Source organism: Massilia aurea (assembly GCF_014200505.1).
Classification (GTDB): Bacteria; Pseudomonadota; Gammaproteobacteria; order Burkholderiales; family Burkholderiaceae_D; genus Telluria; species Telluria aurea_B.
On the sequence record NZ_JACHBX010000002.1, the window covers coordinates 873701 to 898791 of the forward strand.

Below are 25091 nucleotides of genomic sequence, written 5' to 3' on the forward strand. Positions count from 1 at the left end.
GAGGGGCTTTTTCGAAGGGTGGACGAGCATTATAGTGCGCCCCCAAGAATGCGATAATAGGCGTCTGCCTATCAAACCGATGCCTCCCATGCCACAATTTGCCCCGCTCCAGAACGACACCTTCCTGCGTGCGCTGCTGCGCCAGCCGACCGACTACACCCCGGTCTGGCTGATGCGCCAGGCGGGCCGCTATCTGCCGGAATACCGCGCCACCCGCGCGCGCGCCGGCTCGTTCCTGGGCCTGGCAAAAAATCCCGATTACGCCACCGAAGTCACGCTGCAGCCGCTCGACCGCTTCCCGCTGGACGCATCGATCCTGTTCTCGGACATCCTGACCGTCCCGGACGCGATGGGCCTGGGCCTGTATTTCGCCGATGGCGAGGGCCCGAAGTTCGAGCGTCCGCTGCGCACCGAAGAGCAGGTCCACGCGCTTGAAGTGCCCGACATGGCCTCGCTCGACTATGTGTTCAAGGCGGTCACGCAGATCCGCGGCGCCATCAACGGCCGCGTGCCGCTGATCGGTTTCTCGGGCAGCCCATGGACGCTGGCCTGCTACATGGTCGAAGGCGCCGGCTCGCGCGAGTTCCACACGGTCAAGAAGATGCTGTACAGCCGGCCGGACCTGATGCACCGCATCCTCGACATCAATGCCAAGGCCGTCACCGCCTACCTGAACGCGCAGATCGACGCCGGCGCGCAGGCCGTGATGATCTTCGATTCGTGGGGCGGAGCGCTGGCCGATGGCGCCTACCAGACCTTCTCGCTGCAATACATGCAGCAGATCCTGGCCGGCCTGCAGCGCGAAAAGGATGGCGTGCGCATCCCGGCCGTCGTGTTCACCAAGGGTGGCGGCATCTGGCTCGACCAGATGGCCGATATCGGCGCCGATGCGCTGGGCCTGGACTGGACCGTGAATCTGGGCACTGCCCGCGCGCTGGTCGGCGACCGCGTGGCGCTGCAGGGCAACCTCGACCCGGCGATCCTGTTTGCCGCGCCGGAACAGATTGCAGCGGAAGTCGAGCGCTCGCTGACCGCCTATGGCACGCCGTCAAATGGCCACGGCCATGTGTTCAATCTGGGCCATGGCATCTCGCAATTTACCCCGCCGGAATCGGTCACCGCGATGGTCGAAGCAGTACACAGCTTCAGCCGCAAGCAGCGCGCCCAGTAATCCCGTCACGGCTTGCACTCGTTTCGCGAAAGCACGATTGCAAGCCGACACCATCACTTGTTCACAACTTCCGCAAATCCGATAAAGCTTCCTGTGGACATCTCGGCATTTCGTGTTTCCTTGTAAGCCAATGATTCGTAAGCGATTTTTCCCAGTGTTATGCGGTCTGGCTGGTTTTCCCATGAACGTTGTTCAAGAGAATTCGGCGAGATTCGGGGCCTTGTTCACAAAGTTATCAACAGGCGCTGCCAGCGTGGGGAAAAGTACTTGGTTTACCGGGACTTAGCGTGAAACTTCATGTATTGCCTTAACTGTATGACGCATCGCAGCGAGTTTTCCACGGAAAATTGCAGAGTTATGCACAAGCAGCCGAATGTGGTCAAGGTTGTTAACAGGTTTTTGGTCGGTTTTTCAAGTCATTGATTACAAAGACTAAAATTATCTTGAATTGAGGAATTATCGTCCCGGACTTGATCTAACGTAAACCTTTGATGGGGTCAAGTCCCCGACTATTCACAAAGTTCTCCACAGATTTGCACAGGGCCTAGATTGTCAACCAGCAACCAAGCACCGGTCACACCGCACTGCTTCCTCGAAGTCGTGATCGATACGCCGCTCAACAGCAGTTTCGACTACCGCTGGCCGTGCCAGCCGGGGGACGAACCGCTGCCCGGCCAGTTGGCGCTGGTGTCGTTTGCACGGCGCGAGGTGATGGCCCTGATCGTCGCGGTCAAGTCCACCAGCGACGTGCCGCCCGAAAAACTCAAGGATGCGCTGGCCGTGCGGGGCGAACTGGCGCCGCTGTCCGGGCGCTGGCTCGCGCTGGCGCGGTTCGCCGCCGAGTACTACCAGCGCCCGCTGGGCGAAGTCGCGTTGCCCGGCCTGCCGAAGAACCTGCGGGTGCCCAAAACAGTGGCGCTGGGGCGCGCGCTGAAAAAACTGGCCAAGCTCGACGCCGGGCAGGATTCTACCGCCGTGGGCATGCCGGTGCTGAATACGGCCCAGCAGGAGGCAGCCGACGCCATCGGCGGCGCCACCGGTTTCAAACCGTTCCTGTTATGGGGCGTCACCGGCAGCGGCAAGACCGAGGTCTATCTGCAAGCCTGCGCCCAGGTGCTGGCGCGCGATCCACAGGCGCAGATCCTGATCATGGTCCCCGAGATCAACCTCACGCCGCAGCTCGAAGGCAATATCCGGGCGCGCTTCCCGGGGATGATGCTCGCCACGCTGCACAGCAGCCTGTCCGAGGGTGAGCGCATGCTGCACTGGCTGGCGGCGCACCTGGGGCAGGCGCGCATCGTGCTGGGCACGCGGCTGTCGCTGCTGGCGTCGCTGCCGCACCTGCAGCTGATCGTGATCGACGAAGAGCACGACCCGTCGTACAAGCAGCAGGAAGGCCTGCGCTATTCGGCGCGCGACCTGGCCGTCTGGCGCGCGCACCAGCTGGGCATTCCGATCGTGCTGGGCTCGGCCACGCCGTCGCTCGAATCGTGGCACCACGCCCGCTCGGGGCGCTATACAAGGCTCGACCTGCGCGAGCGCGCCGTGCAGGATGCCGTGCTGCCGCGCGTGCGCCTGATCGACATGGAGCGCGACCGCGGGCGCGACGGCCTGACCGCCGAGATGGTCGCCGCGCTGCGCTTGCGTCTGGAGCGCGGTGAGCAGTCACTGCTGTTCCTGAACCGGCGCGGCTACGCCCCGGTGATTTCGTGCGATGCCTGCGGCTGGATCAGCGACTGCACGCGCTGCACCGCCTTCATGGTGCTGCACAAGCCCGAGAACCGGCTGCGCTGCCACCACTGCAGCCTGGAGCTGCGCATCCCGCGCTCGTGCCCGACCTGCGGCAACGTCGACATCCAGCCGCTGGGCCGTGGCACGCAGCGCGTCGAAGAAGGCTTGCGGGCGATGTTCCCCGAGGCGCGCATCCTGCGCATCGATGCCGACTCCACGCGCCTGAAGGGCAGCGCGCAGGCGGCGTTCGACAGCGTGCACCGGGGCGAGGTCGATATCCTGATCGGCACCCAGATGGTCGCCAAGGGCCACGACTTCAAGAAGCTGACGCTGGTGGGTATCCTGAACCCGGATACGGCGCTGTTCTCGCAGGACTACCGCGCCAGCGAGCGTCTGTTCGCGCAGCTGATGCAGGTAGCGGGGCGGGCGGGGCGGGCCGGGGCGCCGTCCGAGGTGCTGGTGCAGACACGTTACGTGCAGCATCCGCTGTACGGCGCGGTGATGCGCCACGATTACGAGCGCTTTGCCGGCCAGTTGCTCGACGAACGGCGCGAAGCGGGTCTGCCGCCGTACATGTACCAGGCCTTGCTGCGGGCCGAGGCGCGCGAGCTGCCGATCGCGATTGCATTTCTGGAGACGGCGCGCGACTGCCTGGCGCACGACGGGATCCTGATCAACGACCCGATCCCGATGACGATGACGCGGGTGCACAATATGGACCGTGCCCAGCTGCTGGTGGAGTCCAGCTCGCGCCCGGCCTTGCAGGCGTTCCTGCGCGAGTGGATGGAAGCGCTGCGGGCCATGAAGGCCCGCGTGAAGTGGTCGCTCGAAGTCGACCCGCTTGATATCTGAGTCGGTTGCGCGTGAAATAGCGTATCGTTTTGCCTGTCAACAGCGAAAGAAACAGCGAAAGAGCCCCATGAAACAATTGAATGTGGATGTCGCCGTCATTGGCACCGGCACTGCCGGCATGACCGCCTATCGCGCGGCAAAAGCGCAGGGCGCGCGCACGGTGGTCATCGAGGGCGCGCACTACGGCACCACCTGTGCCCGGGTCGGCTGCATGCCGAGCAAGCTCCTGATCGCCGCCGCCGAGGCTGCGCACGCGCTGGACACGTCCGCTCCGTTCGGCGTGCATGCCGGCGAGGTGCGGATCGACGGCCCGGCCGTGATGGCGCGCGTCCAGCGCGAACGCGACCGCTTCGTCGGTTTCGTGCTCGAGGCCGTGGAAGCCATCCCCGTCCATGACCGCCTGCAGGGCCATGCGCGCTTTACCGGCCCGTGCACGCTGCAGGTCGACGACCATACCGAGATCCACGCCGGCCGCGTCGTCATCGCCACCGGCTCGACGCCGCTGCGCCTGCCGCAGCTCGAGAACGTCGGCCCCGGCATCGTCACCAGCGACGACGTGTTCTATTGGGATGACCTGCCGGCCTCGGTGGCCGTGATCGGCACCGGCGTGATCGGCCTCGAACTGGGCCAGGCCCTGAGCCGTCTCGGCGTGCGCGTGCGTTTCTACGCGCGCGGCGGCTCGATCGCCAACATCAGCGACCCCGAAGTGCTGCGCTGCGCGGCGCGCGTGCTGGGTGAGGAAGTCGACATCGCGTTCCAAAGCGAGATCGTGAAAGCCGTGCAGGATGGCGACGAGGTGGTGCTGCATGTGCGCGACGCGCTGGGCAAGGAAAGCAGCGAGCGCTTCCAGTACGTGCTGATGGCGGCCGGGCGCACGCCGAACGTGCATGACCTGGGCCTCGAACTGACTGGCCTGGAGCGGGGCGCCGACGGCATCCCGACCTTTGACGCGCGCACGATGCAGTGCGGCGGCAGCCATATCTTCATCGCGGGCGACGCCAACAACGAGCGGCCGCTGCTGCACGATGCGGCTGACCACGGCAAGATTGCCGGCGACAATGCGGGCCGCTACCCCGACGTGCGCCCGGGCCTGCGCCGCACGCCGATCGCGGTGGCGTTCACCGAGCCGAATATCGCCACGCTGGGCAAGAGCTACCGCGCCCTGTCCGCAAGCGGCCAACCCAAGTTTGCCGTGGGCAGCGTGTCGTTCGAGAACCAGGGGCGCAGCCGCGTCATGTTGCAGAACAAGGGGATGCTGCGGGTGTATGCCGAGTATGGCTCGCGCCTGTTCCTGGGCGCCGAGATGATCGCGCCGCGCGCCGAACACCTGGCCCACCTGCTGTCATGGGCGTGCCAGATGCGCATGACGGTCGACCAGATGCTGGAGATGCCGTTCTACCATCCGGTCATCGAAGAAGGCGTACGTACGGCGCTGCGCGACCTGGCGACCAACCTGGCGCAGGGCGAGAGCAGCACCCTCGCAGCCGACTCCCAGCCGGGTCTGTAGACTGCGCTGCTGAATCAGTTGAGCAGCGTGGTGGCCAGCTTGCCCTGGCCGGCCAGCTGGCGCAGGACGCGCACGGTGTCGATGTCGGCTTCTTCGTAGGCCGACTTCTTGAATTCGTCGTACATCGCATTGGCCTGGTCGACGTGTTCGCCCATGCCGTCGTCGTAGCAGAAGCGCACCAGCAGCATGGCGCTGGTGGGCGCCTCGATGACCATGCGCAGCGTCGAGGCGGCGATGTCGCCCTGGGCCGGCACGTCGTAATGCACTTCCTGCAGCGGGGTCAGGGTGACCTTGTCTTCGATCACCAGCGGACCGAAGGTCAGGCGGCGGCGCATGACGCCGGCGTCGCGCTCCAGAATCTCGCAGGCATCCAGGTGCGGAATGAACAATTTTGGCTGCTCGGCGCGCAGCACCAGGCCGTGCCACAACTGCTCGCGGGTGAGCGTGTCGAGCAGCGGGTTCATCGGATCGTTGATTTCGACGAGATGTTCGAATTTCATGTGGCGGATTTCCAGAAAAATGGGGCTGCAGCGTCGCGTCTGGCGTCTCGCTGGCAAAGGTCGCATGGTACCCGATCCCCGGCTGACTCGCAGGAGCATGCCGGGCAGCAAAGCCTGACCGCGGCTTGTTGCAATCCAACCTTGCCGGAAGCGCGCCATCGCCCGCTGCGCCCGCCAGATTGTTACAATCGCTCTCTGTCCCACCGAAAACTTCCCCATGTCAAACGCACCAAAGTTCGGCCTTAACGGGCCGCAGAGCGAAGCCGCGCTGTATCTGGACGGCCCTTGCCTGGTGCTCGCTGGCGCCGGGTCCGGCAAGACGCGCGTGATCACGCAAAAGATCGCCTACATGATCGAGCACTGCGGCTACGATCCACGCACCATTGCCGCCCTGACCTTTACCAACAAGGCGGCGCTCGAGATGCAGGAGCGCATTGCCAAGCTGCTCAAGCAGCCGAAGCAGGCCAAGCAACTGACCGTGTCGACCTTCCACTCGCTGGGCGTGCGCATCCTGCGCCAGGAAGCGGCCGGGGTGGGGCTCAAGGACAAGTTTTCGATCATGGACAGCGACGACTGCTACACGATCGTGTCCGACCTGGCGCTGAGTACCGATAAACAGGAAATCCGCCGCATCCAGAACACGATTTCGCTGTGGAAGAACGGCCTGGTCGACCCGGAAGACGCGATCAAGGCCGCGCGCGACGAAGACGAAGCCCAGGCCGGGCGCGTCTATCGCAGCTACGTGGCCACGCTGCAGGCCTACCAGGCGGTCGACTTCGACGACCTGATCCGTTTGCCGGTGGAATTGTTCCGTAACAACGAGCCGATCCGCGACCGCTGGCAGCGCCGCCTGCGCTACCTCTTGATGGACGAATACCAGGACACCAATACCTGCCAGTACGAGCTGGTCAAGCTCCTGGTGACGGGCCTGGGCAAGAAGCCGATGTTTACTGCCGTCGGCGACGATGACCAGGCGATCTATGCCTGGCGCGGCGCCTCGGTCGAAAACCTGAAAACGCTGCAGGTCGATTTCCCCGACCTGCGCGTGATCAAGCTCGAGCAGAACTACCGCTCCACCACGCGCATCCTGCAGGCGGCCAATGCGGTGATCGGCAACAACCCGAAAATCTTCGAGAAGTCGCTGTGGTCCGAGCACGGCCTGGGCGAGCCGATCAAGGTGATGGGCATGCAGAACGATGACCAGGAAGCGGACCAGATCGCGATGCTGATTTCGTCCGAGCACTTTCAGCGCAAGAACAACTGGTCCGATTTCGCGATCCTGTACCGCGGCAACCACCAGGCGCGTGTGATGGAGCAGGCGCTGCGCAAGGAGCGCATCCCGTACACGATGTCGGGCGGCCAGAGCTTCTTCGACAAGGCCGAGATCAAGGACATCATTGCCTACCTGCGCCTGATCGCCAATCAGGACGACGACCCGGCTTTCATCCGCGCCATCACGACGCCCAAACGCGGGGTCGGCATGGCCACGCTGGAAGTGCTGGGCGAATTTTCGAAGCAGTGGAATTGCTCGCTGTTCGAGGCGGCGCGCAAGGGCGGTATCGAGGCCAAGCTGGCCGAACGGCAACTGGGGTCGGTGCGCAACTTTTGCCACTTCATCAGCGAGCTGGAAGACCGCGCGACGCGGCCCGGCCCGCTGGGCGCCGGCGACCATGCGGCCGAGGTGCTCGACGACATGATGAAGGAAATGAATTACGAGCATTACCTGTACGAAGGTTTCGACGACCGCGCGGCCCAGGCCAAATGGCAGAACGTGCTCGAATTTACCAACTGGCTCAAGGACCGCGGCCGTGGCGGGCGCGACCGCGATGGCGAAGAAAAGAACTTGCTGGAACTGACGCAGATGGTGGCGCTGATGTCGATGCTCGAAGGCCAGGACGAGGAGCAGGATGCCGTGCGCATGTCGACGCTGCACGCGTCAAAAGGCCTGGAGTATCCGCACGTGTACCTGGTCGGCGTGGAGGAGGGCATTCTGCCGCACAAGGGCGACCCGGACGCGTCCATCGAAACGATCTCGGCCCGCATCCAGGAAGAACGGCGCCTGATGTACGTGGGCATCACGCGCGCCCAGCGCACGCTGCACGTGAGCTGGTGCAAGCGGAGAAAACGCGCCGGCGAGCTGGTCAATTGCGACCCGTCGCGCTTTATCAAGGAAATGGCGCTGGACGTTGGCGAGGCCGCGCCGATGGAGTCGGAAATCCTGAGTCCGAAGGCAAGATTGGCAAGTTTGAAAGCCTTGTTGGCAACACCGAGGCCGGTTCCGGAGTAAACCGTTGTGCGCAAGCCTTGATGGATCGGCAAGTCGTGCGCACGATTGAAATGCTATTTGACTTCATGTGTCGAGCAAGAAATACTTGCCGGGATAACGAGATTTTGATATCTAAATTCCCACGGCATTTACCTTGCTGCAACGATTATTGGCTGATTCATGGCAACTCCTTCCGACATCACTGTCACCCCGCTTACCGGACTGAACCACATCGACGCCTTGCTGGACAAGGGCCCGGACTGGAACTTCCTCAGCAATAACAACGCCAACGTCCTGTTCTACACGTTCTCGATTACCGCGGGCAATGAGAACGGCCGGACTGGCCAGGAAGCGTTCAGCGCATCCCAGCAAACCAATGCGCGCACTGCGTTCAGCTATCTGCAGCAAGTGACCGGGATTCAGTTCCAGGAAACGACGTCCGGCACGAGCGCCCAGTTCCATCTGGCCAATCTCGACCTGGACGGCGCCTACACGACGGGCCTGAACAGCTGGATATCGCAACGCAGTGGCACCGAAACCACGCTGACCGCATACAACGCGAATGCCTACGTGTATCTGGACAACGTCGAATGGCGTGGAATGACGCAGAACCTGACGGTCGGTACCCAGGGTTACGAAACCCTGCTGCACGAACTGGGCCACGCCCTTGGTCTGAAGCACCCGTTCGCGGAATCGGGTGACGAAGGACTGGCCGTGCTGCCCGGCAGCGAAGACAACACGAGCAATACGATCATGTCGTACACCAGCGTCGGCGGCTGGCACAGCACCTACCGGCCCTACGACATCGCGGCACTGAACTGGCTGTATGGCGGCGATGGCTTGCGTGGCGAGCTCGGCATCAACAGCACGACGGGTGGACGCTATCTGACGGGCAGCTACAAGGACGACGTCCTGAATGGCACCCAATTCAACGACACATTGCAGGGCAACGGAGGCAACGACATGATTGACGGCGGCGCAGGAACGGATACGGTAATTTTCAACAGCAATCGTGGTGCGTATGCATTCTCCACGCTGGCCGATGGCGCACTGGCAGTGTCGGGGGCCGATGGCACCGATACGCTGCGCAACGTCGAATGGCTGCAGTTTGCCGACATGCGCGTGGAGCGCGCGAATGTGGCGGCGGATATGACGGCGCCGTCGGCGCCGGTCATGGCGGTAACGCAGAATGGCGCGAATTACGCGACGACTGGCAACATTCTTGCCATGAACGGCAGTGCCGAAGCGAACTCGACAGTCAAAGTCTATATCGGTGACAAGGTGATCGCGACGACGGTGGCAAATGCAGCCGGCTTGTGGAGTGTGCGCGCGACGGACGCGCTGCCCGATGCGCTGGGTTATCGCGCCTTCGCCACGGCGACCGATGCGGCAGGCAATGTATCTGGTGCCAGCAATCAGGTGCTGTTCCATATCGATTCGACGCCGCCATCGGTCCCGACAATGAACGTCGCACTGGCGGGTGGCGGTAATCGTCCTGTGTTCACCGGCACCGGGGAAGCAGGCAGCATGATCGAGCTGTACCGCGATGGCGACTTCACCAAGATTGGCACGACCAAGGTGGGTGCAGATGGCAACTGGGCGTTCGCTGCGCAGCCGCTGCCAAACGGTAATTACAACGTCATCGTCGCGTCAGTCGACGGCGCTGGCAATGCGCGCGCAGGACAGCTGACCAGTGCGTTGACGATCAATAACAACAGCTTCCAGGCAGGCACCGCCGGTGCCGACCAGGTGACGATGAATGCAGGCAGCAATGCCTTCGATGGCGGCGCGGGTCTCGATGTCGCGGTGTATGGCGGCGCGCGCGAGGCCTACACGATCAAGAAGGAAACCTGGGGTCACTCGGTGACTTCGCCGAATGGCGACGTCGATGGCCTGTTCAACGTTGAACGCATCAAGTTCGACAATGGCTGGAAAGCCATCGATGACACGTCGGCCCAGATTTTCCGCCTGTATGCGGCAGTGCTTGACCGTCCTGCAGAGGAAGCTGGCCTTGGTTACTGGAACTGGCGCATGGACGGCGGCACCTCGTTGCAACAGGTTGCAGCCGAATTCATGAAGCAGACCGAATTTTATACACTGTATGGCCAGAACCCGACCGACGAACGGTTCATCGAGGCGCTGTATCTGAATGTGCTCGGTCGCGAACCGGATGTCGGTGGCCAGTTGTACTGGTCACAGGCGATCGGCCAGAACGGCCGCGCCCAGACGCTGATCGACTTCGCGGAAAGCCCGGAAAACCAGGCCCTCGTCATCGATACGGTCGGCAAGGGCCTGGACTTCATTCCCTACGCCTGACCGGCCAGGTGCGCGGTGCACCCGGTCATGCTGGCATAATGCCGGCTTTACCGGAGTGCGCCGTGGACCAGGAAGAACGTTTCGTCAATCTTGAAATCAAGCTCTCCCAGCAGGAAGACCTGCTCGATGAGCTGAACAAGACCATCTACCGCCAGGAGCGCCGTATCGACGAGCTCGAGGCAATGGTCGGCAAGCTGGCCGACCACCTGCGCTCCCTGCGCGACGCTGGCCAGGCACCACTCAACGAACGGCCCCCGCACTATTGAGTCACCCGACTCGCGCCAGGTGCTGCCCCAGGCGCTTGCCCAGGCACAGCAGGGTCAGTGTCGGCGGCAAGCCCCATGGCTGCGGGATCACCGACGCATCGCACACATACAGACCCGGCGCCTTCGTTTGAAGGTTCGCATCGACCCCGGCGCCGATGCGCACGCTGCCGCCCGGGTGCGCCGCGAAATGCCAGCTCTTGAACACGTGCCGCGCACCGGCCGCCTGCAGGATCGTGCGCGCCAGCCGTTCGCCCGTCTGCAGGCGCGCGCGATCGCCATCGCTCAAACGCTTGTCGGCCCAGCGCGGTCCGACGCGCCCGCTGATGTCGTCACGAATCTTGACCATGATGCAGAGGGTGCGCCGGTGCGCGAACAGGCGGTCCACGCGCCCGACCTGCGTCGCGAAGGCCTGGTACATCGGACGCGGCAAGGTCAGGTCGGCCAGCGCGATGCCGGCTTTCGGATCATGCCAGCCGGCCGCCATCGGCACTTCGGCGCCGCCATCGATGTCGGCCACACTGCCCATCACGGCCACCACCGGATCGCTGAAGAACGGCGCATCGCGCGGCCCCAGCCTTGAGGCATGCAGGATGCGCGGGCTGCCGATCCCGCCGCCACTCAGGATCACCAGCGGCGCGTGGATGGTCTGCAGCTGCCCGCCATGCTTGACCTCGACGCCGCTGGCCCGGCCTCCCTCCAGCAGCACGCGCGTGACGCGGCTGCCTGTCTGCAGCACGGCGCCAAGCTCCACCGCCTGTTCTACGAAATCGCGGGCACTCCATTTGGCGCCGTACGGGCAGCCATAGGTACAACGCCAGCAGCCGCTGCGGCACAGCGCCGGCCGGATCATCTTGTCGAGTTTTTTCCAGTCGATGCCAGCCGCGCGCGCCGCCGTCATGATGCGCGTGGCCATGGGGCCGACCAGCGTATCGGGCAGGGGCGCGAGCGGCAATTCCGCGCGCAGTGCGGCCAGGCTCGGGGCCAGGTCGATGCCGTACGCGGCGAAGTACGCCGCTGGTGGCGCGGCCGCAGTGGCGAAATTGACGGCCGAGCTGCCGCCCAGCGTCGTGCCGCCCACCAGCAGCGACGCATCGCGATGGATGAAGGCGCCGCGCCCGGGCACGGCCGCCATCGATGCCATCTGCGTGACGGTGCCGGCGAGCGGCGCCGCGCCGCCCTGTTCGAGCAGCAGGACCCGGCTGCCGGCACGCGCCAGTTCGCGCGCGACGCTGGCCCCGCCAGGGCCGGTGCCGACCACGATGGCGTCGAAGGAAGAGGAAGAAAGAGTCATGGAAAGGTGCCGCAAAAGGGCCCCGATGCTAGCACGGCGCGCCCCGTATGCACGTCAATACAGGGGCTGCGGATTGATACATTGCGGTACTTTTTAATTGTTACAAGCGCCATGCAAGCCTGCTATGATCTTCAGCGCACTGCTGTCGAGCCGTTGGCGACAGCGCCCTTCCTCAGTGTTAGCGAAAGACCTCATGATCCGTCCTCAACTGCTCATCTTGGCAGCCAGCGTCGCGCTGGCGTGTTCCGCCATCGCAGCACCTGCCGCACCCGCCCTCGACGCTTCCAACCCGTTCGCCAAGCCCAGCAGCCTGCCGCTGCAATACCCGGCGTTCGACAAGATCAAGGATGCGCACTACCTGCCTGCATTCGCTGCCGGCATGCGCGAAGAACTGCGCGAAGTCGAGGCGATCGCCAATGACAAGGCGGCGCCGACGTTCGACAACACGATCGTGGCGCTGGAAAAATCCGGCCAGTTGCTGGCGCGCGTGAACGCGACCTTCAGCAATCTGCACGGCGCCAACACCAACGACACGCTCGACGCGGTCGATCGCGAGATGTCGCCCAAGCTGGCGGCGCATACCGATGCGATCCACCTGAACGCGAAGCTGTTCGCGCGCGTCAAGGCGCTGCACGACAAGCGCGCTTCGCTGGGCCTGGACGCCGAATCGACGCACCTGCTCGAGCGCTATTACAAGGAATTCGTGCGCGCCGGCGCCAACCTGTCGGCGGCCAACCAGGCCAAGCTGAAGGCCTACAACGGCGAGATCGCCTCCCTGCAGTCCGACTTCCAGCAGCGCGTGCTCAAGGGCGCGAATGCCGCCGCTCTGATCGTGAACACCCGCGCCGAGCTGGCCGGGCTGTCGGATGCCGAGATCAATGCCGCCGCTGCTGAAGCAACGAAGCGCGGCCAGAAGGGCAAGTTCGCCATCCCGATCGTCAACACGTCGATCCAGCCTGGCCTGTCGACCCTGACGCACCGTGCCACGCGCGAGCGCCTGATGAAAGCCTCGCTCGAGCGCGGCACCAAGGGTGGCGAATTCGACACCACCAAGCAGGTGCTGCGCCTGGCCAAGCTGCGCGCTGAACGCGCCGTGCTGCTGGGTTACCCGAATTTTGCGGCCTACTCGCAAGAGCTGGAAACCGCGCGCAATCCGGCCGCCGTCAACAAGCTGCTGGGCGACTTGGCCAAGCCGGCCGTCACCAACGCGAAAAAAGAAGCCGTCGAGATCCAGGCTGCGATCAACAAGGATGGCGGCAAATTCGAAGTGGCAAGCTGGGACTGGCCGCTGTACGCCGACAAGGTGCGCGCCGAGAAATTCAATTTCGACGACAGCCAGCTGCGCCCGTACTTTGAACTGAACCGCGTGCTGGTGGATGGCGTGTTCTTCGCCGCGACCAAGGAATACGGCGTCACGTTCAAGGAACGCAAGGACCTGCCGACCTACGACCCCGACGTGCGCACCTTCGACGTGTACGACGTCGACGGCAAGCTGCTGACGATCTTCATCTTCGACCCGTACGCACGCAGCAACAAGCAGGGCGGCGCCTGGATGAACGAGTACGTCTCGCAATCGCACCTGCTGGGTCAGAAGCCGGTCATCGGCAACCACCTGAACATTCCCAAGCCGCCAAATGGCGAGCCGACGCTGCTGACGTATGACGAAGTGGTCACTGCGTTCCACGAATTCGGCCACGCGCTGCACGGCATGTTCTCGGATGTGAAGTATCCGAAATTCTCGGGCACGAACGTGCCGCGCGACTTCGTCGAGTATCCGTCGCAGGTCAATGAAATGTGGGTGACCTGGCCTGAAGTGCTGGCCAACTACGCCAAGCATTACAAGACCGGCGCGCCGATGCCGAAGGACTTGCTGGACAAGGTCGTCGCGTCGAAGAAGTTCGGCCAGGGCTACACCACCACCGCCTACCTGGCGGCGGCGCTGCTCGACCAGCGCTGGCACCAGATCACGCCAAACCAGGTGCCCACCGACGTGCTGAGCTTCGAAGCGAAGGCGCTGGCCGATGCGGGCGTCGCGTATGCGCCGGTGCCGCCGCGCTACCGCAGCGCGTACTTCTCGCACTCGATGGGCGGCGGCTATTCGGCCGGCTACTACGCCTACCTGTGGAGCGAGCGCCTGGACGCCGAGACGGTCAAGTGGTTCACCGAAAGCGGTGGCCTGACGCGCAAGAACGGCGACCATTTCCGCAAGACGCTGCTCTCGCGTGGCGGCACGCAAGAAGCGATGGACCTGTTCCGCAACTTCCGTGGCCGCGATCCGGTCATCGGCCCACTGCTGGAACGCCGCGGCCTGACCGCGACGCCGTCGAACGACTGATGCCATGCCAGCGCCCCGTCGGCACCGCCACGAGCGGTGCCGGCGGGGCGCTGCGCCATTGACGTACCTTTTTCTCCCTTCGTACAAGAGACTCCATGAACCGTCCAAAACTGCTGCTGATCGCAGCCGGCGTTGCCCTTGCCACCATCGCGTTTTCCAAGTCGGCCAGCGCTGCGCTGCCAGCCTCGAACCCGTTCGCCAAGCCGAGCACCCTGCAGTACGGCTACCCGGCCTTCGACAAGATCAAGAACGAGCACTTTGCGCCGGCGTTCGACGAAGGCATGCGCGAGCAGGCTGCTGAAATCACCAAGATCGCCAACAACAAGGCTGCGCCGACGTTCGACAACACGATCGTGGCGATGGAGCGCTCGGGCCAGCTGCTGGGCCGCGTGCGCGCCGTGTTCTACACGCTGACCGGTTCGTACACCAACGACACGCTGCAGGCACTGGACAAGGACCTGGCGCCGAAATTCGCGGCCCACAGCGACGCGATCCGCCTGAACCCGGCCCTGTTCGCCCGCATCAAGACCCTGCACGACAAGCGCGCCACGCTCGGCCTGGACGCCGAATCGGCATTCCTGCTCGAGCGCTACTACAAGGACTTCGTGCGCGCCGGCGCCAACCTGTCCGCGGCCGACAAGGTCAAGCTCAAGGACTACAACGGCAAGCTGGCCGCGCTGCAGACCCAGTTCAGCCAGAACGTGCTGAAGGAAGTGAACGCCTCGGCCTTCGTCGTCGACACCCGCGCCGAACTGGCCGGCCTGCCCGAGAAAGCCATCGACGCGGCCGCTGCCGAAGCGAAAAAGCGCGGCCTGGATGGCAAGTTCGTCATCCCGGTCGTCAACACCACGCAGCAAGCGCCGCTGGCCGTGCTGACCAACCGCGCCACGCGCGAAAAACTGCTCACCACGTCGATGATTCGCGGCAGCCGCGGCGGCGAATTCGACAACCGCGACGTCGTGCTGCAACTGGCGAAATTGCGCGCTGAACGCGCCGAGCTGCTGGGCTACGAGAACTACGCCGCCTACTCGCTCGAAGACCAGACGGCGAAGAACACCACGTCGGTCAACAAGCTGCTGGGCGACCTGACCGCGCCGGCCGTGCGCAACGCGAAGAAGGAAGCGGCCGAGATCCAGGCCGTGATCGACGCGGAGAAGGGCGGCTTCCAGCTGGCCGCGCAGGACTGGGCGATCTACAGCGACAAGGTGCGCACCGCCAAGTACGCGTTCGACGCCAATCAGCTCAAGCCGTACTTCGAATTCGACAACGTGCTGGAGAAAGGCACGTTCTTCGCTGCGACCAAACTGTGGGGCATCACCTTCAAGCGCCGCACCGACCTGCCGACCTACGACGCCGACGTGCGCGTGTATGACGTGTTCGAAGAAAACGGCGCCCACCTGGCCATCTTCGTGGTCGATCCATATGCGCGCCCGAACAAGCGCGGCGGCGCATGGATGAGTTCGCTGGTCGACCAGAGCTTCCTGCTCGACAAGAAGCCCGTCATCACCAACAACCTGAACCTGACCAAGCCGGCCGCGGGCGAGCCGACCCTGCTGACCTGGGACGAAGTGCGCACGACGTTCCACGAATTCGGCCACGCGACCCACGGCTGGTTCTCGAAGGTCAAGTACCCGCGCTTCTCGGGCACCAGCGTGCCGCGCGACTACGTCGAGCTGCCATCGCAGGTCTATGAAATGTGGATGGCCTGGCCCGAAGTGATGGCCAGCTACGCCAAGCATTACCAGACCGGCGCCGTGATGCCGAAGGAACTGCTGGACAAGCTGCGCGCGTCGCAGAAGTTCAATGAAGGCTACCGCACCACCGAGTACCTGGCTGCTGCCGTGCTCGACCAGCGCTGGCACCAGCTGGGCTCGAAAGCCATTCCGACCGACGTGAAGACGTTCGAGCAGCAGGCGCTGAAGGACGCGGGCCTGGACTTTGCACCGGTCCCGCCGCGCTACAGCAGCACGTACTTCTCGCACGCGATGGGCGGCGGTTATTCGGCCGGCTATTACAGCTATCTGTGGGCCGAGCGCCTCGACGCCGATGCCGGCGAGTGGTTCAAGGAAAACGGCGGCCTGCAGCGCAAGAACGGCGACCGCTTCCGCAATATGGTGCTGTCGAAGGGCGGCACCGTCGATGCGGTCGAGATGTACCGCGCCTTCCGTGGCCGCGATCCGGTCATCGAGCCGCTGCTGGAGCGCCGCGGCTTGAACTGATGCCGCCAGGTCCTAACCCTTACCGTGAAAAGCACAAGAACATGAAACCTACCCACATCATTCTGGCCGCCGCCATTAGCGCAGCCTTTGCCAATATCGCGTTGGCCGCGCCTGCACCGGCGACCGCTGCACCCATGACCGCCGCGGCGCCGTTCGACGCGAGCAACCCGTTCGCCAAAGAGAGCAGCCTGCAATACAACTACCCGGCCTGGGACAAGATCAAGGACGAGCACTTCGCGCCGGCCTACGCCGAAGCCATGCGCCAGCATGCGGCAGAGATCGAGAAGATCGCCAACAACAAGGCGGCGCCAACGTTCGAGAACACCATCGTGGCGATGGAGCGCTCGGGCCGCATGCTCAATCGCGTGAGCAGCGCGTTTGGCACGCTGTCAGGTTCCTACACCAACGACACGCTGATCGCGCTGGGTCGCGACATCGCGCCGAAGCTGTCGCAGCACAGCGATGCGATCCGCCTGAACGGCAAGCTGTACGCCCGCATCAAGGCGCTGTACGACAAGCGCGCCAGCCTGAAGCTCGACAGCGAATCGGCTTATCTGCTGGACCGCTACAACAATGACTTCGAGCGCGCCGGCGCCAAGCTGTCGGACGCCGACAAGGAAAAGCTGAAGGCCTTCAACAGCCAGCTGGCCGCCCTGCAGACCAAGTTCGCACAAGACACGCTGAAAGAAGCCAACGCCTCGGCGCTGGTGGTCGATTCGCGCGCCGAACTGGCGGGCATGAGCGACAAGGCCATCGACGCCGCCGCCGCCGAAGCCAAGAAACGCGGCCTGGATGGCAAGTTCGTTCTGCCGGTCGTCAACACGACGCAGCAGGCATCGCTGTCGGTGCTGACCAACCGCGCCACGCGCGAAAAACTGCTGGCAGCATCGATGGCGCGCGGCAGCCGTGGCGGTGAATTCGACACCCGCAACACCGTGCTGCAGATCGCCAAGCTGCGCGCCGAACGCGCCGTGCTGCTGGGCTTCCCGAACCACGCCGCCTACAACCTGGAAGAGCAGACCGCCAAGACCACCGACGCCGTCAACAGCCTGCTGGCCGAACTGGCCACGCCTGCCGTGAACAACGCGAAGAAGGAAGCGGCCGACATCCAGAAGGTGATCGATGCGGAGAAGGGCGGCTTCAAGGCCGCCGCGTATGACTGGAGCTTCTACAGCGACAAGGTGCGCGCCGAGCGTTACGCGTTCGACGCCAGCCAGCTGCGCCCGTACTTTGAACTGAACCGCGTGCTGGTCGATGGCGTATTCTTTGCCGCGACCAAGGAATTCGGCATCACCTTCAAGGAACGCAAGGACCTGCCGGGCTACAACGAAGACGTGCGCGTGTTCGACGTGTTCGACGTCGATGGCAAGCAACTGGCGATCTTCACGTTCGACCCGTACGCCCGCTCGAACAAGCGTGGCGGCGCCTGGGCCAACGCCTGGGTCGGCCAGAGCAAGCTGCTGGGCACCAAGCCTGTCATCGCCAACAACCTGAACATCCCGAAGCCGGCCGCCGGCGAGCCGACGCTCTTGACCTACGACGAAGTGCGCACCACGTTCCACGAATTCGGCCACGCGCTGCACGGCATGTTCTCGGACGTGCAGTACCCGCGCTTCTCGGGTTCGCGCGTGCCGCGTGACTACGTCGAGTTCCCGTCGCAGGTCAACGAGATGTGGATGGCCTGGCCGGAAGTGCTGGCCAACTACGCCAAGCATTACCAGACCGGCGAGCCGATGCCGAAAGCGCTGCTGGACAAGGTGCAGGCCTCGTCGCAGTTCAACGAAGGCTTCCGCACCACCGAGTACCTGGCCGCCGCGCTGCTGGACCAGGCCTGGCACCAGCTGGCGCCGAACCAGATCCCGACCGATGTGCTGGCGTTCGAAGCGCAGGCACTCAAGAAAGCCGGCGTTGACTTCGCTCTGGTGCCGCCGCGTTATCGCAGCACGTACTTCTCGCACACGTTCTCGGGCGGCTACTCGGCCGGTTACTACGGTTACCTGTGGGCCGAAAAGCTCGACGCCGACACGGTCGAGTGGTTCAAGGCCAATGGCGGCCTGACGCGCAAGAACGGCGACCATTTCCGCAAGACGCTGCTCTCGCGTGGCGGTACGCTGGATGCGATGCAGATGTACCGTAATTTCCGCGGCAAGGATGCGGATATCAAGCCGCTGCTGGAGCGTCGTGGCTTGACGGGTAATTAACGACGTTGCAGCTTTGCTGGCTGCTTGGGCTCCCGCCTTCGCGGGAGCGACGTGCTTGAGATGATGGCTAAAGAGTGCAACCTGGCTCTTCCGGCAAACTTGAACAACGTCGCTCCCGCGCAGGCGGGAGCCCAAGTGCGTATGCACACCGTCACAGCCGTGTTCTCCCCCACGCCCCCCATGCCTTACAATGAAATCGACCAATCCACGGAGACCACGATGCAACCCGAACACGATGCCGACCTGAAGGCACGCCTGAAAGCCCTGCACCGCGAACTGCAGGAAACCGGCGACACTGACGTCGAACTGGAAACGCTGCTGCGCCAGCTCGATGGCGATATCGAGAAAGTCCTCGAACGCCGCGCAGAGCAGGAGCTCGATGCGAATACCTATGGCCTGGGCTCGCGCACGCAGGAGCTGGCAGCCAGTTTTGCCGCCCGCCACCCGCGCGTAGAGCACGGCTTGCGCGAACTGGGCCAGATCCTGTCGAACATGGGCATTTGACCTGCGCTGCTGAAATAGTAGGCTAATAGCCACAAGTCATTGATTTTAAGCCATTTTTCGGGGCCTTCCATGCTCCGTAAATGGTTTTCCGGTACAATGCCGGGCGATGAACTCCCCTGCCAATCTCTTTGCGACGGTCGCTAAGCGCTCCAGCCGCGCCCCGACCGCACCCTTCCTCCCGATGTCCCGCGCCGAAATGGACGCATTGGGCTGGGATTCGTGCGACATCATCCTGATCACGGGTGACGCCTACATCGACCACCCGAGCTTCGGCATGGCGCTGGTCGGCCGGCTGCTCGAAGCGCAGGGATACCGGGTCGGTATCATCAGCCAGCCCGACTGGACCTCGGTCGAGCCGTTCCGCGCACTGGGCAAACCCAATCTGTACTGGGGCGTTACCGCCGGCAATATGGATTCGATGGTCAACCGCTACACGGCCGACCGCAAGATCCGCTCCGACGACGCCTATACGCCCGAAGGCGCACCGAACAAGCGTCCGGATCGCGCCGTGACCGTGTATTGCCAGCGTGCCCGTGAAGCCTTCCCCGGTGTGCCGGTGATCGCCGGCAGCATCGAAGCGTCGCTGCGCCGCATTGCCCACTACGATTACTGGTCGGACAAAGTGCGCCGCTCGGTGCTGTTCGAATCGAAAGCCGACCTGCTCATCTTCGGCAACGCCGAGCGCGCGCTGGTCGACCTGACGCGCCGCATCGCCGCGGGCGAAAACATCAAGACCATCCGCGACCTGCGCGGCACCGCCTTCCTGGTGCCGCTGGGCTGGCTGCCGGACGAAGAGTGGAGCGTGCACAATTCCACCCGCGTGGACGTGCCGGGCCGCATCGACAAGCAGCCGAACCCGTACGCGATGGCGCTGGAAGACCCAAAGGCCTGCGCGCTCGACAACGCCGCGCCCGAGCCCGAGGTCAAGCCGATCATGATCATGACGCGCGAGCAGCGCCAGGCTGCGGCCCGCGAAAAAGCGGCCAAGACCGTCGTGCGCCTGCCGAGCTTTGAAACGGTCAGCGTCGATCCGGTGATGTACGCGCACACGTCGCGCGTGTTTCACCTCGAGTCGAACCCGGGCAATGCGCGCGCGCTGGTGCAGGCGCACGGCGACCGTGACGTCTGGCTGAACCCGCCGCCGCTGCCGCTGGCGATGGACGAGATGGACAATGTCTACGACATGGCCTACGCCCGCGCGCCGCACCCGAGCTACGGCAAGGCGCACATCCCGGCCTGGGAAATGATCCGCTACTCGGTCAACATCATGCGCGGCTGCTTCGGCGGCTGCACCTTCTGCTCGATCACCGAGCACGAAGGGCGCATCATCCAGAGCCGCTCCGAGCCGTCGATCCTGCGCGAAATCGAACTGATCCGCGACACGACCAAGAACTTCGCCGGCACCATCACCGATCTCGGTGGCCCCACCGCGAACATGTACCGCCTGGCGTGCAAGGAAAAGACGATCGAGGAAAGCTGCCGCCGCCTGTCGTGCGTGTACCCGACCATCTGCAGCAACCTGGGCACCGACCACAGCAAGCTGATCTCGCTGTACCGCAAGGCGCGCGCGATCCCCGGCATCAAGAAGATCCTGATCGGTTCCGGCCTGCGCTACGACCTGGCCGTGCGTTCGCCCGAGTATGTCAAAGAGCTGGTCACCCACCACGTGGGCGGCCTGCTCAAAATCGCGCCGGAGCATACCGAAGCGGGCACGCTGTCGAAGATGATGAAGCCCGGCATCGGCGCCTATGACGAGTTCAAGCGCATGTTTGACAAGTACTCGCTCGAAGCCGGCAAGAAGCAGTACCTGATTCCGTACTTCATCGCGGCCCACCCGGGCTCGACCGACGAAGACATGCTGAACCTGGCGCTGTGGCTGAAGAAAAACAACTTCAAGCTCGACCAGGTGCAGACGTTCACGCCAACGCCGATGGCGATGGCCACGACGATGTACCACTCGCGCCGTAACCCGCTGGCCAAGGTGACCGAGGATTCCGAAATCGTCGAGACGGCAAAGAGCGGCAAGACGCGCAAACTCCACAAGGCGTTCCTGCGCTACTACGACCCGGAGAACTGGCCGATCCTGCGCGAAGGCCTGTATCGCATGGGTCGTGGCGACCTGATCGGTAACAGCGACCGGCACCTGATCCCGGCCCCGGGCGGCGAGATGGCCAGCGGTTCGCTGCGCGAAGAGCGCCGCGGGCCGGGCATGGCGCCGAAAGGGCGGCCAGCCGATGGCGCACCGAAGCGCACGATGGGCGCCGGCGCACCACGCGGGCGCACCGACCGCACGCCGGTCACCACGCCGTTTATGGCGCCGCCGTCGAAGGTCAAGCCGTCGATCCTGTCGACCATCAAGGCCAAGCCGAAGACCGTGCGCAAGTAAGCGCGTTCGAAGGGACAAAAAAACCGGCGCCTGGGGCGCCGGTTTTTTTTGGGCAGTGCAATATTGCCCGTTACGGTTTGGTCTTCAATTTCGCATTCGGCGTTGGCGCCCCGCGCCGTTCGCGCGCGATGTCCAGGTCCATGCTGGCCTGCCGCGTGCGCAGCGAGTTGGCATAGCGGTGCCGCGCCCGCAAGCGCGGATGCGTGACCAGGACGCCCAGCGTCTCGCCGATCACCATCACCACGCCCAGCAGCGGCAACACCAGCATCAACCCCACCACCCCCGCCAGCATGCCGCCGACGAAGATCATCAGCACCGTGACCAGCGGATGGATGTGCAGGCTGCGGCCCAGCGTGGCCGGCATGAAGATGAAGTCGTCCAGCAGGCGCACCAGCACGAACACGCCAATCGCGCCGTAGGCCATCAGCGGGTTGCCCGGCGCATCGGTCGACGCGACGATGACGACCAGCGCGCAGCCGGCGATCGAGCCGACGAACGGTACCCAGGCCAGCACCGCCGAGATCAAACCCAGCAGCAGGGGCGAGGACACGCCGATGATCCACAGGCCCAGCGCCAGCACGATCGTGTCGAGCACCGTCAGCTTGAGCAGCCCTTCGAAGTAGCGGCGCGCCGTCTGGTCGACTTCGTGCAGCAGGTACAGCGCCGGCTCGAAGTAGGCGTTCGGCACCGCGCGCGCCAGGAACTTCTTGAAGCGCACACCGTCGCGCAGCAGGAAGAAGCTGAGGAACGGCGCCAGGAACAGCGACGGCACCCAGGTCACGATGCCGACGACGATGTCGCCCAGGTGGTTCTGCGCGAAGTCGCTGGTGTAGTCGGTGAACGCGCGGTTGACGGTCGAGGTCAGGCGCATCTCGGCCAGCAGCGGGAATTTCGCTTCCAGCAAACCCATCGAGTTGCGCACGAAGGCGACGCCACCGTCGAGATACAGGCTGATCGTCGCTTCCCATGAATCTTCTTCGGGACCGTCGCTCCAGGCCATGGCCGCTGTCAGCGCCAGCGCGGTCAGGGCAAAGAACAGCGTGCAGACCCACAGCGCGGCAGCGTTGCGGCCAAAGCCTGAACGCACCATGCGCTGCATCGGGCCCAGCAGGATGTAATACAGGACGGCGCCGAAGATGAAGGGCAGGGCGAGCCACAGCAGCTTCTGGACGACGAGCAGGAGCAGGCAGGTGCCGCCGATAATGCCGGTCCAGACGACCGGGCCGGCGCGCTCGGGGCCGTGGGCAGGGTCGAGGTGGGTGCTCACAGCGCTTCCAGCTGCGGCCGGCCTGTGCCCATCCATTCACGCAGGCGCAGGCCAATGTGGCGCGCCAGTGCCAGCGAGATCTTGTAGCCGATGACGGCGTCGGTTTCCATCAGGCCCAAAAAGTCGGCGCGGAAGAACACGGCCACTTCGCACGGTTCGAGCGCGCGTGCCTGGGCATTGCGGGGCGAATTGTCGAGCAGCGCCAGGTCGCCGAAGAAGCCGCCCGGTTCGAGCTCGGCCACGACCTGCGTCATGCCCTCGTGCAGGCGGCTGATGCGCACCCGGCCGCTCATCAACAGATACAGCGCCTGGCCTTCTTCGCCCTCGTCGAACATGATTTCGTCTTTTAAATAGCGGCGCTCGTGCAGCAGACCGTCGACGATCTTCAGTTCCAGCGGCGTCAGCGCAGCAAACAGCGATGAGCTCTTGAGCCGATGCAGGCGCGGCGACATGCGCGGAGGTTTGAGAAAACGAAAAATCAAGGCGTGCTCCAGGGTGGTGCGGTCTGTTGTCCGTTTGATTATCCGCGATCAGATGCTGCCACGCATCAAAAAGCGTCGCGTGCGCACGGCGGTGTGGCGGCGCGTCCATAGGGTGTGTCAAGCGTGCGCTCGCCAGTCTTGAAAAACGTGTAACATAATTCCATAGGGCAACATCAATGGTGTTTTTATAAAGCCCGGCGCGCCGTGAGGCAGGGCGGAGTGCTAGTGCCTTTTCAAGGACAGGCAGTGATCGATATACAGACTTTTCTTCTTGCACTCGGCATCGGCAACGTCGGCTTTGCGATTCTGATGGCGGGATACACCCATGGTGCGGCGCCCAGTGCCGGGCTGCGCCTGTGGATGTGGGCACGGCTTGGCATGGGCGTGAGCCAGCTGATCGGTTGGGCCAGTCCAGTGCTGGGCTTGCCGGTGTTCTCCGGGCTGGAAGGGGTTGTCTGGATTCTCGCCATGTCCCTTGAAATGGCGGCCTATTGCGTCTTCTTCGGCTTCGCACGCTGGGGCCGGGTGCTGCTGCCGATCACGCTGCTGTCTTCTGTCATCGTGCTGGCGTGCGCAGCGCTTGGCGCCAATCACGTCCAGCTCAGCGCGCTCGTGGGCGCCGTCGTGGCGTTTTTCGCTGCTGCCATGGCATGGGCGCTGCTGCGCCGGCGCAGCGCGTCGCTGCTGCAGCGGATCATCGGCGTCAACGACGCGCTGTTCGCCACGGCCATCCTCGTCTGGGTCGCTTCGGCGGGGCTGGGCAAGGGCCCGCTCGACCACGGTACCGCCCAGCAGGTGGCGTACCTGACCGGCTACATGCTCATGATCGTCAACGGCTTCGGCTTTTTGTTGCTGTGCAAGCAGAAGGACGACAGCCGCATGGCGAAGCTGGCCACGACCGATTGCCTGACCGGACTGCCGAACCGCCACGCATTTCTGGAGCAGGCCGACGGCGCACGCCTGCTGGCCCAGCGCCAGCGCACCGGCCTGGGCCTGTTGATGATCGACATCGACCACTTCAAGCAGATCAATGACCGCTGGGGCCATGCCTCCGGCGACGAGGCGCTGGTCGTCTTCGCACGCACCGTACGGCAGCTCCTGCGCGAGCATGAAACGATCGGCCGCCTCGGTGGCGAAGAATTCGCGCTGCTGCTGCCCGGGGCCGATCTCGATGCGGCGGTGCAGGCCGCCGAGCGGCTGCGCCGGGCGATCCGCGAGGCGACGATCATCACCAGCGGCCCGACCTACCGCATGACGGTGAGTATCGGCGTGGTGGTGCTCGATCCGCATGAGGATCTGGGTGGTGCCATGGCGCGTGCCGACCATGCGCTGTACGCGGCCAAGCGCGCGGGGCGGGATCGGGTGGAAATCGGGGAACTGGTGCGCAAGCGGGCGTAGCGGGGAAGCGCGGCGCAAGCCGCGCACACAAACACGCAATGGAAAAAGAAAAAGGGCCCGACGAATCGGACCCTTTTTCAGTGATGCTGGCGGAGCGGACGGGGCTCGAACCCGCGACCCCCGGCGTGACAGGCCGGTATTCTAACCAACTGAACTACCACTCCGTTTTACTAAGATCAGCCTTCGATCCATCGTCGAGATGCTTGGTGGGCGCTGAGAGGCTCGAACTCCCGACCTAATCCGTGTAAGGGATCCGCTCTACCAACTGAGCTAAGCGCCCATCTCGTTGATGTCTACTGACGCTTGTCATTGCGTCGAAGAGGACCGAATTATAGAGGGTGCGTTTGAGGGTCTGCAAGGGGTTTTTCGAAAAAATATCGAAAGCGCTATTTTTTCTGG

At 64.0% G+C, this 25091-nt stretch carries 16 protein-coding genes and 2 tRNA genes; 12 read left to right on the forward strand and 6 right to left on the reverse strand.

Annotated elements, in window-relative coordinates; genetic code table 11:
• The first annotated feature begins 88 nt into the window (after positions 1-88).
• The 3 genes from hemE to HD842_RS13305 all read left to right on the forward strand — a co-directional run bounded on the left by hemE (position 89) and on the right by HD842_RS13305 (position 5261).
• Positions 89-1171 carry a uroporphyrinogen decarboxylase gene (hemE, locus tag HD842_RS13295; protein WP_183555148.1) on the forward strand — a complete coding sequence of 361 codons (1083 nt, stop codon included), beginning with the start codon at positions 89-91 and terminating at the stop codon, positions 1169-1171.
• Between the two features lie 549 nt (positions 1172-1720).
• Positions 1721-3754: a primosomal protein N' gene (locus tag HD842_RS13300; RefSeq protein WP_183555149.1), complete on the forward strand. Its 2034-nt coding sequence runs from the start codon at positions 1721-1723 to the stop codon at positions 3752-3754.
• A gap of 67 nt (positions 3755-3821) precedes the next feature.
• Positions 3822-5261 (forward strand): dihydrolipoyl dehydrogenase, encoded by a 1440-nt coding sequence (locus tag HD842_RS13305; RefSeq protein ID WP_183555150.1) that lies wholly within the window; start codon positions 3822-3824, stop codon positions 5259-5261.
• 14 nt (positions 5262-5275) lie between these two features.
• Here the strand turns inward: HD842_RS13305 and HD842_RS13310 are convergent, their stop codons facing one another.
• Positions 5276-5761, reverse strand: a complete 486-nt coding sequence (locus tag HD842_RS13310) for an SRPBCC family protein (protein WP_183555151.1) — start codon at positions 5759-5761, stop codon at positions 5276-5278.
• Positions 5762-5978: 217 nt separating this feature from the next.
• On the opposite strand from HD842_RS13310, the gene HD842_RS13315 reads away from it, so the two are divergent.
• From HD842_RS13315 to HD842_RS13325, 3 genes are all read left to right on the forward strand, one after another.
• Positions 5979-8048, forward strand: a complete 2070-nt coding sequence (locus tag HD842_RS13315) for a UvrD-helicase domain-containing protein (protein WP_183555152.1) — start codon at positions 5979-5981, stop codon at positions 8046-8048.
• A gap of 159 nt (positions 8049-8207) precedes the next feature.
• Positions 8208-10343, forward strand: a complete 2136-nt coding sequence (locus HD842_RS13320; RefSeq protein ID WP_183555153.1) for a DUF4214 domain-containing protein — start codon at positions 8208-8210, stop codon at positions 10341-10343.
• Positions 10344-10405: 62 nt separating this feature from the next.
• Positions 10406-10609, forward strand: a complete 204-nt coding sequence (locus HD842_RS13325) for a SlyX family protein (RefSeq protein WP_183555154.1) — start codon at positions 10406-10408, stop codon at positions 10607-10609.
• Position 10610: 1 nt separating this feature from the next.
• Here HD842_RS13325 and HD842_RS13330 read toward each other — a convergent pair whose 3' ends face one another.
• Positions 10611-11900 (reverse strand): FAD-dependent oxidoreductase, encoded by a 1290-nt coding sequence (locus tag HD842_RS13330; RefSeq protein ID WP_183555155.1) that lies wholly within the window; start codon positions 11898-11900, stop codon positions 10611-10613.
• Positions 11901-12093: 193 nt separating this feature from the next.
• On the opposite strand from HD842_RS13330, the gene HD842_RS13335 reads away from it, so the two are divergent.
• The 5 genes from HD842_RS13335 (at position 12094) to HD842_RS13355 (ending at position 21545) form a co-directional block, all read left to right on the forward strand.
• Positions 12094-14235 carry a M3 family metallopeptidase gene (locus HD842_RS13335; RefSeq protein WP_183555156.1) on the forward strand — a complete coding sequence of 714 codons (2142 nt, stop codon included), beginning with the start codon at positions 12094-12096 and terminating at the stop codon, positions 14233-14235.
• A 95-nt stretch (positions 14236-14330) separates the two neighbouring features.
• Positions 14331-16454, forward strand: a complete 2124-nt coding sequence (locus tag HD842_RS13340) for a M3 family metallopeptidase (RefSeq protein WP_183555158.1) — start codon at positions 14331-14333, stop codon at positions 16452-16454.
• A 41-nt stretch (positions 16455-16495) separates the two neighbouring features.
• Complete coding sequence (locus tag HD842_RS13345) at positions 16496-18655, forward strand: M3 family metallopeptidase (protein ID WP_183555160.1); 2160 nt, start codon at positions 16496-16498, stop codon at positions 18653-18655.
• A 219-nt stretch (positions 18656-18874) separates the two neighbouring features.
• Positions 18875-19159 carry a DUF4404 family protein gene (locus HD842_RS13350; RefSeq protein ID WP_183555162.1) on the forward strand — a complete coding sequence of 95 codons (285 nt, stop codon included), beginning with the start codon at positions 18875-18877 and terminating at the stop codon, positions 19157-19159.
• A 181-nt stretch (positions 19160-19340) separates the two neighbouring features.
• Positions 19341-21545, forward strand: a complete 2205-nt coding sequence (locus HD842_RS13355; protein ID WP_221290481.1) for a YgiQ family radical SAM protein — start codon at positions 19341-19343, stop codon at positions 21543-21545.
• Between the two features lie 70 nt (positions 21546-21615).
• Here HD842_RS13355 and HD842_RS13360 read toward each other — a convergent pair whose 3' ends face one another.
• Together HD842_RS13360 and HD842_RS13365 are read right to left on the reverse strand one after the other, a co-directional pair.
• Positions 21616-22812: an AI-2E family transporter gene (locus HD842_RS13360; RefSeq protein WP_370660833.1), complete on the reverse strand. Its 1197-nt coding sequence runs from the start codon at positions 22810-22812 to the stop codon at positions 21616-21618.
• Positions 22809-23294: a cyclic nucleotide-binding domain-containing protein gene (locus HD842_RS13365; protein WP_221290483.1), complete on the reverse strand. Its 486-nt coding sequence runs from the start codon at positions 23292-23294 to the stop codon at positions 22809-22811. Before HD842_RS13365 ends, HD842_RS13360 begins: the two co-directional genes overlap by 4 nt.
• 246 nt (positions 23295-23540) lie before the next feature.
• Here HD842_RS13365 and HD842_RS13370 point away from each other — a divergent pair, with 246 nt between their 5' ends.
• Complete coding sequence (locus tag HD842_RS13370; RefSeq protein ID WP_370660834.1) at positions 23541-24692, forward strand: GGDEF domain-containing protein; 1152 nt, start codon at positions 23541-23543, stop codon at positions 24690-24692.
• 87 nt (positions 24693-24779) lie between these two features.
• Here HD842_RS13370 and HD842_RS13375 read toward each other — a convergent pair.
• A tRNA-Asp gene (locus tag HD842_RS13375) sits at positions 24780-24856 on the reverse strand.
• Between the two features lie 40 nt (positions 24857-24896).
• Positions 24897-24972 (reverse strand) — tRNA-Val (locus HD842_RS13380).
• Positions 24973-25091: the final 119 nt, after the last annotated feature.

What these genes read in the sequence shown, in the direction of transcription:
- hemE (WP_183555148.1), top strand. Translation starts at nt 89, where the DNA reads ATGCCACAATTTGCCCCGCTCCAGAACGACACCTTCCTGCGTGCGCTG.
- HD842_RS13330 (WP_183555155.1), bottom strand. Translation starts at nt 11,900, where the DNA reads ATGACTCTTTCTTCCTCTTCCTTCGACGCCATCGTGGTCGGCACCGGC.
- HD842_RS13355 (WP_221290481.1), top strand. Translation starts at nt 19,341, where the DNA reads ATGTCCCGCGCCGAAATGGACGCATTGGGCTGGGATTCGTGCGACATC.
- HD842_RS13340 (WP_183555158.1), top strand. Translation starts at nt 14,331, where the DNA reads ATGAACCGTCCAAAACTGCTGCTGATCGCAGCCGGCGTTGCCCTTGCC.
- HD842_RS13320 (WP_183555153.1), top strand. Translation starts at nt 8,208, where the DNA reads ATGGCAACTCCTTCCGACATCACTGTCACCCCGCTTACCGGACTGAAC.
- HD842_RS13350 (WP_183555162.1), top strand. Translation starts at nt 18,875, where the DNA reads ATGCAACCCGAACACGATGCCGACCTGAAGGCACGCCTGAAAGCCCTG.
- HD842_RS13310 (WP_183555151.1), bottom strand. Translation starts at nt 5,761, where the DNA reads ATGAAATTCGAACATCTCGTCGAAATCAACGATCCGATGAACCCGCTG.
- HD842_RS13305 (WP_183555150.1), top strand. Translation starts at nt 3,822, where the DNA reads ATGAAACAATTGAATGTGGATGTCGCCGTCATTGGCACCGGCACTGCC.
- HD842_RS13315 (WP_183555152.1), top strand. Translation starts at nt 5,979, where the DNA reads ATGTCAAACGCACCAAAGTTCGGCCTTAACGGGCCGCAGAGCGAAGCC.
- HD842_RS13345 (WP_183555160.1), top strand. Translation starts at nt 16,496, where the DNA reads ATGAAACCTACCCACATCATTCTGGCCGCCGCCATTAGCGCAGCCTTT.
- HD842_RS13335 (WP_183555156.1), top strand. Translation starts at nt 12,094, where the DNA reads ATGATCCGTCCTCAACTGCTCATCTTGGCAGCCAGCGTCGCGCTGGCG.